General features: G+C 70.9%; 10 protein-coding genes. All 10 read right to left on the reverse strand.

The annotated features are described in order from the left end of the window. Positions 1–13 precede the first annotated feature (13 nt). Positions 14–1,117, reverse strand: coding sequence for an EscU/YscU/HrcU family type III secretion system export apparatus switch protein (locus RWH44_RS01300; RefSeq protein ID WP_316003179.1), 1,104 nt, complete (start codon positions 1,115–1,117; stop codon positions 14–16). Continuing rightward, on the reverse strand, positions 1,114–1,875 hold the full coding sequence (locus RWH44_RS01305; protein ID WP_316003180.1) for a flagellar biosynthetic protein FliR: 762 nt from the start codon (positions 1,873–1,875) through the stop codon (positions 1,114–1,116). The genes RWH44_RS01300 and RWH44_RS01305 overlap by 4 nt, the downstream gene beginning before the upstream one ends. Beyond that, positions 1,872–2,150: a flagellar biosynthesis protein FliQ gene (fliQ, locus tag RWH44_RS01310; protein ID WP_076674472.1), complete on the reverse strand. Its 279-nt coding sequence runs from the start codon at positions 2,148–2,150 to the stop codon at positions 1,872–1,874. Before fliQ ends, RWH44_RS01305 begins: the two co-directional genes overlap by 4 nt. Continuing rightward, complete coding sequence (fliP, locus tag RWH44_RS01315) at positions 2,147–2,971, reverse strand: flagellar type III secretion system pore protein FliP (RefSeq protein WP_437127255.1); 825 nt, start codon at positions 2,969–2,971, stop codon at positions 2,147–2,149. The genes fliQ and fliP overlap by 4 nt, the downstream gene beginning before the upstream one ends. Positions 2,972–3,087: 116 nt before the next feature. Next, complete coding sequence (locus tag RWH44_RS01320; RefSeq protein WP_316003181.1) at positions 3,088–3,519, reverse strand: flagellar biosynthetic protein FliO; 432 nt, start codon at positions 3,517–3,519, stop codon at positions 3,088–3,090. Next, on the reverse strand, positions 3,516–4,172 hold the full coding sequence (locus tag RWH44_RS01325) for a FliM/FliN family flagellar motor switch protein (protein WP_316003182.1): 657 nt from the start codon (positions 4,170–4,172) through the stop codon (positions 3,516–3,518). Before RWH44_RS01325 ends, RWH44_RS01320 begins: the two co-directional genes overlap by 4 nt. Next, positions 4,169–5,065 (reverse strand): flagellar motor switch protein FliM, encoded by an 897-nt coding sequence (locus RWH44_RS01330; protein ID WP_298874703.1) that lies wholly within the window; start codon positions 5,063–5,065, stop codon positions 4,169–4,171. Before RWH44_RS01330 ends, RWH44_RS01325 begins: the two co-directional genes overlap by 4 nt. Positions 5,066–5,092: 27 nt before the next feature. Continuing rightward, positions 5,093–5,905 (reverse strand): OmpA/MotB family protein, encoded by an 813-nt coding sequence (locus tag RWH44_RS01335; RefSeq protein WP_298874700.1) that lies wholly within the window; start codon positions 5,903–5,905, stop codon positions 5,093–5,095. After that, positions 5,902–6,705, reverse strand: a complete 804-nt coding sequence (locus tag RWH44_RS01340; protein WP_316003183.1) for a motility protein A — start codon at positions 6,703–6,705, stop codon at positions 5,902–5,904. The genes RWH44_RS01335 and RWH44_RS01340 overlap by 4 nt, the downstream gene beginning before the upstream one ends. A 5-nt stretch (positions 6,706–6,710) precedes the next feature. Then, positions 6,711–6,929, reverse strand: a complete 219-nt coding sequence (locus RWH44_RS01345) for a flagellar FlbD family protein (protein ID WP_298874694.1) — start codon at positions 6,927–6,929, stop codon at positions 6,711–6,713. Positions 6,930–6,983 lie beyond the last annotated feature (54 nt).

A 6,983-nucleotide genomic window follows, 5' to 3' on the forward strand; every position in this document is an offset into this window, starting at 1 on the left:
ACGGGTCGCGCCCTCACAGGTCGCGCCCGACGAGGGCCGCGGGGGGCATCGTGTGCGTCCCCGCGCGCGAGCCCCTCTTGTTCAGCTGCTGGACGAACGCGAGCACCTGCGCGACCGCGGTGTAGAGGTGCTCGGGGATCTCGTGCCCCACCTCCACCGCCGCGTGCAGGGCCCGCGCGAGCGCGACGTCGCGCACCATGGGCACCTTCTCGCTCTCCGCGCGCTCGCGGATCTTCTGCGCGATGACTCCGGCGCCCTTCGCGACCACGCGCGGGGCGGCCTTGCCCGGCTCGTAGCGCAGGGCCACGGCGATGTGCGTCGGGTTCAGCAGGACGACGTCGCTGTCGGCGACCGCCGCGATCATGCGATTGCGGCTGACCGCCATCTGGCGCGCCCGGCGCTGCGACTTGATGAGCGGGTCGCCCTCGCTCTTCTTGTGCTCGTCGCGCGCCTCCTGCTTCGTCATGCGCGTGTGCTGACGGTTCCGTTTCATCACCACGAACACGTCGATCGCGGCGAGCAGCAGGCCCACCGCCACCGCCACCTGCAGCAGGGTCGCCACTCCCCCGCCCGCGAGCTCCAGGAGCCAGGCGACGGTGTGCCGCCCGCTGCCCATCAGCACGGGGACGAGGCCCGCGACCACGATCCAGAGGGCCGCCCCGATGGCGGCCGTCTTCAGCAGTGCCTTCACGCCCTCCCACAGCGCCGCCTTCCCCACGGTGCGCTTCAGCCCCGCGAGGATGTCGAACTGCTCGATGCGCATCGGGATGCCGCGCAGGCGGATGCCGCCCTGCGCGATCGCCGTGGCGGTCGTGGCGACCAGCACGACGGCGAGCAGCGGGGCGAGCACTTCGCCGACCGTGCCGACCGCGGCGCCGATCGCCTCGACCGCCCGCGCGGGATCGGGGTCGCGTGCCACCGCCGTCAGAGCCGCGAGGGGGTGCGACACGGCTCGGGACGCGGCATCCACCGTGGACGGGATCATCACGCCCGCAGCACCGATGCACACCCACGCCGTGAAGTCCTGACTGCGACCGATCTGGCCCTTGCGGATGGCGGTGCGCAGGCGCTCCGGCGTCGCCTTCTCGGTGCGTTCCCCGGTGTCGGTGCCGCTCACCGCGTCACCCCGATCAGCACCTGCGCGGCCTCGCCGGCGAGCGAGGAGACGATGGCGGGAAGGGCGGTGAAGACGAACCCGACCAGCAGCAGGGTCAGCGCGATCTTGATGGGGAAGCCGAGCGCGAAGGCGTTCAGTGCGGGCGCGACGCGGGAGACGAGCCCGAGACCCACGTCGGCGAGGAACAGCACGATCAGCAGCGGACCGGCGATCTGCACGGCGCTCACGAGCATCTGCCCCACCGCGTCGGTGAGCACCTCGGCGGGTCGGCCGAGGTCGATCGTCCCGGCGACGGAGACGGCGTCGAACGAGCGGAAGAGACCGCCCAGCACGAGCTGGTAGCCGTTGGAGGCGAAGAGCAGCAGGATCGCCGTCATCTGGAACAGGCGCGTGAACTGGGCGCCGTTGACGTTCATCCCGGGGTCGTAGGCCTGGGCGAGTTGGAAGCCGCCGAAGGTGTCGACGAGGAAGCCGGCGCTCTGCACCGCGCTGAAGAGCACCAGCACGAGGAAGCCGAGGAGGCTCCCCACCAGCACCTGACCGGCCAGCGCGAGCAGGAACCCGCCGGTGTCGAGGCGTTGGTAGCCCGCCACGACGACGGGCGACACGGCAAGGCCCAGACCGACGCCGAGCAGGGCGCGGATCCGCATCGGGATCGCCCCGTGGCTGAAGGGCGGGGCGATGACCAGGAACGCCGTGATGCGCACGATCGCCAAGGCCGTGGCCTCGAGCCAGACGAAGTCGACGGGGATGTTCATCCGCCGCCGTTCAACAGCGACGGGATGCGCGCGAACAGCTCGTTCGTGAACGCGATGCTCTCGGCGATCATCCAGTTGCCGCACACCAGCAGCGCGATGCCCACGGCGATGAGCTTCGGCACGAACGACATCGTCATCTCCTGCACCTGCGTGATCGACTGCAGCAGCGAGATCGCGAAGCCGACCACCAGCGCCGTGATGAGCAGCGGCGCACTGAGCTTGGCCGCCAGCATCAGCGCGCTCAGACCGATGTCCATGACCGCTTCGGGCTTCATCCGGCACCCCGATACGACTGCACGAGAGAGGTGATGACGAGCCCCCACCCGTCGACGAGGAGGAACAGCAGGATCTTGAAGGGAAGCGAGATCATGACCGGCGGCAGCATCATCATGCCCATCGACATCAGCGCGCTCGAGACGACGAGATCGATGATGAGGAACGGGATGAAGACGATGAAGCCGATCACGAACGCCGCCCGCAGCTCGCTGAGCATGAACGCGGGGATGAGCGTGTACAGCGGGATGCTGTCGGGCGCGGTCGGGTTGTCCATCTGCGCCGCGCGGTGCATGAGCGCGATGTCCTCCTCGCGCGTGAAATGCAGCATCCAGGTGCGCAGCGGCTGCTGGGCCGCGTCGAAGGCCTGGCCGAAGTCGATCTGCCCCGAGGTGAAGGGCGTCACGGCCACCTGATTGATGTCGGCGAGGACGGGCCACATGATGAACAGCGTCAGGAAGAGGCTGAGTCCCGCGAGCACCTGGTTCGGCGGGATGGACGGCAGCGACAGCGCGTTGCGGGTGAGCGCGAGCACCACGAAGATCTTCGTGAAGCTCGTCATCATCAGCAGCAGCGCGGGGGCGACGCTGAGCACCGTGATGCCGAGAAGGGTCGTGATGCTGTCGGAGGGCGACCCGTTGATCCCGTTGATGCTGATGCCGCCGGGCTCCCCCGTCGCCGCGGAAGCCGCGTGCGCCGTGAGCAGGTCGAGCACGCCGGCCGACGCGATCACCCCGACGCCCAGGAACGCCCCCCGCACGACGGGCGGGAGCCGCCTGGGATCGTCGCGCGCCGCGACGACACGGGAGACGGGTGCGGGCACGACGGCACTTTCGCGAGGGTGTCGAGGCCGATCCGTAGCCAGGGGTGCGAGCGATCCGTGCTCGCGACCGACTATCGCGACGGTGGCGGCGTGCGTAACCGGCGACGCCGCCCCGGTCACGCCGCGGTGCTGGCCCCGGCATCCTCTCCGCGGCTGCCGCCGGCCTCGGCGAGCGGGATGACGTTCTCGGACCCGTCGACCTCGGCCGTCGGAGCCTCCTGCGTGTCGACGACGTCGATGCCCTTCTCGCTCACGCCCAGGACGTACCGGATGCCGCCGAACTCGGCGACGACGAGCTGGGCCTTGGCGCCGAGGGTGGTGCGGGCCACGAGCGTGATCTTCTCGGTCTTGCCGCGCGGCGCGGCGGCGACGCGCGCGCCCGCGAACTCGCGCAGCCGCCCCAGTCGACGCGGCACGAGAGCCGCGAACGGGCTGCCGCCTGCCGCTTGGCCCTTCTGCAGCCGCCGGCCGAGGAACAGCAGCAGCCCGATGACGGCCGCGAGCGAGACGATCGTGCGCAGCGCCAGGAGCAGCTCGTCGCCGCTCATGCGCTCTCGGCCTGGTCGATGATGCGCTCGACGCGCACGGCGTAGTCGCCGTCGGCCACCACGACGGTGCCGTGACCGATGAGACGCCCGTTGAGGGTGATGTCGGCGGGTGAACCGGCGGCGCGGTCGAGCTCGACCACCCGGCCGGGCTCGAGCGAGAGCACGTCGCGCACCGCCATGCGCGTGCGGCCGATCTCGACGACGAGCTCCATCTCGACCCCGGCGATGCGGCTGATGCGCGTGGGGGCCGCCGGGGCCGCCGCCGCGGCGTCGTCGATGCGGACGGCCGCGCGCGCGACGACCGAGCCGTCTTCGCGCACGAGGTCGAAGACCTGAGCGCCGGCGAGAGTGAACACCCCCGCCGCGTCGACCTCCTCGCCGTCGCCGAGAGTGCCGGTGCCCAGCACGGCGACCGCCGCTTCGAAGACCGGGTGCAGGCGGTCGGCGAGGGCGCTTCCGGTGGACCCGTCGTCGAGCGTCGCGACGTCGGCGACCTGGATGGCGACGGTGGCCCCCGGGGCTCCGGTGAAGGCGACGGCCACGGCGCGGCCGGTGGCCCCCGGGTCGGTCGAGGGGGCGGGGAGCACCGGGAACGCGAACGGGAGCTTCGCCGCGATCGCGGCGGCCATGGCGGCGGCGTGGAAGGTGCTCATCGGGTCTTCTCCTCGTGGATGGTGGTGATGGTGCAGGCGAGGCGCGAGCCCTGCGCCCCCGGGACCGCGCGGGCGATCGGGGTGTCGCCCACGACGAGTTCGAACGGCTTCGTCTCGGGATGGGCGAAGCGCAGCAGGTCGCCGGGGGCGAGATCGAGCACCTCGCCGGCGGCGATCACCCGGGGCGTGACGCGCAGTGACACCTCGAGCGGCGTGTCGTTCACCTGATCGCGCATCGCGCCGTCGCGGTGGGCGGTCGCGGCGTGGCGGTCGCTCTCGGCGAGCTGGTCCACGACGATCGCGGCCGGGAGCATCACCGTCGCCGTGCTGCGCGCCTCGCCCGCGCTCATCGCGAAGCGCGCCACGATGACCGCTTCACCGGGTGAGATGACCTGCATGTACTGCGGGTTGTAGTGCAGGCCCGAGAACGTGACCGCCCCCGGCAGCAGCGGACCCATGCACGCGCTGAGCAGCTCGAAGGTGCCGTCCATCAGCTGCAGGATCAGCGCCGTCTCGATCGGGGTGAGGGTGCGCGGTTCGATGTCCCCCGCGGGTTTGCCGCCCAGCATCTGCACGACCCACGTCAGCGCGCTGTCGAGACCGAACTGCACGACGCAGGGCTCCTCGCGCCCGGCCGTGGAGCCGGCCACCATCGCCGTGGTCGTCGGCAGGGTGTCGGCGTACTCCTGGTACGACACCAGTTCGAGCCCCTCCGGGACGAGATGGGTGCGCAGGCGCACCTTGGCGGTGAGCTGAGAGGCCCACTGGCGTGCGAACGTCTCGAACGCGGCCTCGAGCTGACGGGTGTGCTCGCGGCCCAGCTGCGCGGGGCGGCTGAAGTCGTACGCGGGATAGCGACGAAGGGGGTCGTCGCGAACGGCCGCTGTCGTCATGGCGTGTCCTCCAGGGATCTTCACGGGTCAGCTCTGCGCTGCGGCCTGCACGAGACCGGGGATGAGGGAGCGCACCTGCTCGTCGGCGGTGGACAGCACGACGATGTCGACGCGGCGGTTGGCGGCGAGGTCTTCCGCGCTGTCGCCGGCGGCGATCGGTCGCTGGTCGGAGAAGGCCACCGCCTGCACGCGCGTGCCGGCGATGCTCTTCTGCTCGACGAGGAAGCGCGCCACCTTCGTCGATCGTCCGCTGCTCAGCTCCCAGTTGCTCTCGAACGGCGGGACGGCCGCGCGGTGGTCGGCGTGGCCCTCGATGCTGATCTGATTGTCGGTGGCCGCGAGCACGTCGGCGATGAGGGCGAGGACGCGATCGGCCTTCTCGCTCAGATCCGCCCGGTTGTCGGCGAAGAACGTCTCGGCCCCCACGAGCCCGATCTTCAAGCCGCGCTCGTCGATGACGAAGTCGACCGTGTCCTGCAGACCCTGGGATGCCAGGGCGTCGGTGATCTGCTGACGCATCTTCTCGAGGCCGTCCAGCTCCTGAGCGGCCCGTGTCGCGACGTCGCGCACCCCGTTGTCGTCGAGCAGCTCCGGCGGGATCACCAGACCCTCGGTGAGATCGCCGCCGCCCTCCACCTGCGACTGCCCGAACGCGGCCGCGAGACCGTTCTTGAGCTGGTCGTACTTGGTCTCGTCGACGACCGACACGGCGTACAGGACGATGAACAGGCACATCAGCACGGTCACCATGTCGGCGTACGACACGGCCCATCGCTCGTCGGGTTCGTCGTGCCCGGCATCCTCGTGTCCGCGTCCGCCCGCGCGTCGGGCGCTCGTCACGCCGCGTCCTCGACCGCGGGGGCGGCGTCGGCGCGCGGGGGCTTCTTCTTCGCGGGCGCGGAGGTCGTCATGGCGAGCAGCCGCTCCTCGAGCAGCCGGGGCGGACTCCCCGCCTGGATGGCGAGGATGCCCTCGCACACCAGCGTCATCCGCTCCTGCTCGAGGGTGGCCATGCGGTTCAGGCGCCCCGCGATGGGGTTCCAGATGAAGTTGGCCGAGAGCAGGCCCCAGAGGGTCGCGACGAAGGCCGCGGCGATCATGTGCCCGAGCTCGTCGGGCTTGCTCAGGTTCTCGAGCACGTGCGTGAGCGAGACGACGGTGCCGACGATGCCGATCGTGGGGGCGTACCCGCCGAGCGAGGCGAAGAATTTGGCAGAGACGCGGTTGCGCGCCGACTCCGAGTCGATCTCGTCGAGCATGAGGGTGCGCAGGTCTTCGGCATCCACGCCGTCGGCGAGGGCCTGCACGGCGCGACGGGTGTAATCATCGGGAGCGGTGCCGAGCTCCTCCTCCAGGCGCAGCAGCCCGTCGGTGCGGGCCTTCTCGGCGTAGCCGACGAGGACCGGGATGACGGCGGCGGGGGTGGACCGCGGGCCGCGCACCATGCGACCGAGAGAGCCGAACGCGGCGATCGCATCGCGCAGGGTGTGGCTGGCGATGCCGACGCCGATGGTCGACCCCAGCACGAGGATCATCGGGGCGGGCAGGAAGAGCGCGCTCAGCGACGCACCCTCCATGGTGATCATCGCGTAGAGGGCGCCGAAGGCGGCGACCACGCCGATGATGAATGCGATGTCCACGTCGGTCAGTCCTGGGCGGCGGATGCCGTGAGCGCGGACGCCGCCGCGAGCACGCGCGCCCGGTAGGCCACGATCCGCGCGATCAGCTCGTCGAGGCTCTCCTCGACGTTGTAGACCCGACCGTCGACCATATGCAGGGTCGTGTCAGGGGATTCGTGCACGCGCTCGATGAGATCGGGGTTCACCGCGAACCGTGTGTGGTCGAGGCGGGTGAGCGTGATCATCGGGGACGGTCTCGGCTTTCGCTGCGGAAGGGGACGGGGCGGACTATCGCGACG

The sequence above is a fragment of the Microbacterium phycohabitans genome (assembly GCF_032464935.1).
Classification (GTDB): Bacteria; Actinomycetota; Actinomycetes; order Actinomycetales; family Microbacteriaceae; genus Microbacterium; species Microbacterium phycohabitans.

Coding starts and splice junctions, on each gene's coding strand:
- RWH44_RS01305 (WP_316003180.1), bottom strand. CDS start 1,875: ATGAACATCCCCGTCGACTTCGTCTGGCTCGAGGCCACGGCCTTGGCG.
- fliQ (WP_076674472.1), bottom strand. CDS start 2,150: ATGAAGCCCGAAGCGGTCATGGACATCGGTCTGAGCGCGCTGATGCTG.
- RWH44_RS01320 (WP_316003181.1), bottom strand. CDS start 3,519: ATGAGCGGCGACGAGCTGCTCCTGGCGCTGCGCACGATCGTCTCGCTC.
- RWH44_RS01325 (WP_316003182.1), bottom strand. CDS start 4,172: ATGAGCACCTTCCACGCCGCCGCCATGGCCGCCGCGATCGCGGCGAAG.
- RWH44_RS01330 (WP_298874703.1), bottom strand. CDS start 5,065: ATGACGACAGCGGCCGTTCGCGACGACCCCCTTCGTCGCTATCCCGCG.
- RWH44_RS01345 (WP_298874694.1), bottom strand. CDS start 6,929: ATGATCACGCTCACCCGCCTCGACCACACACGGTTCGCGGTGAACCCC.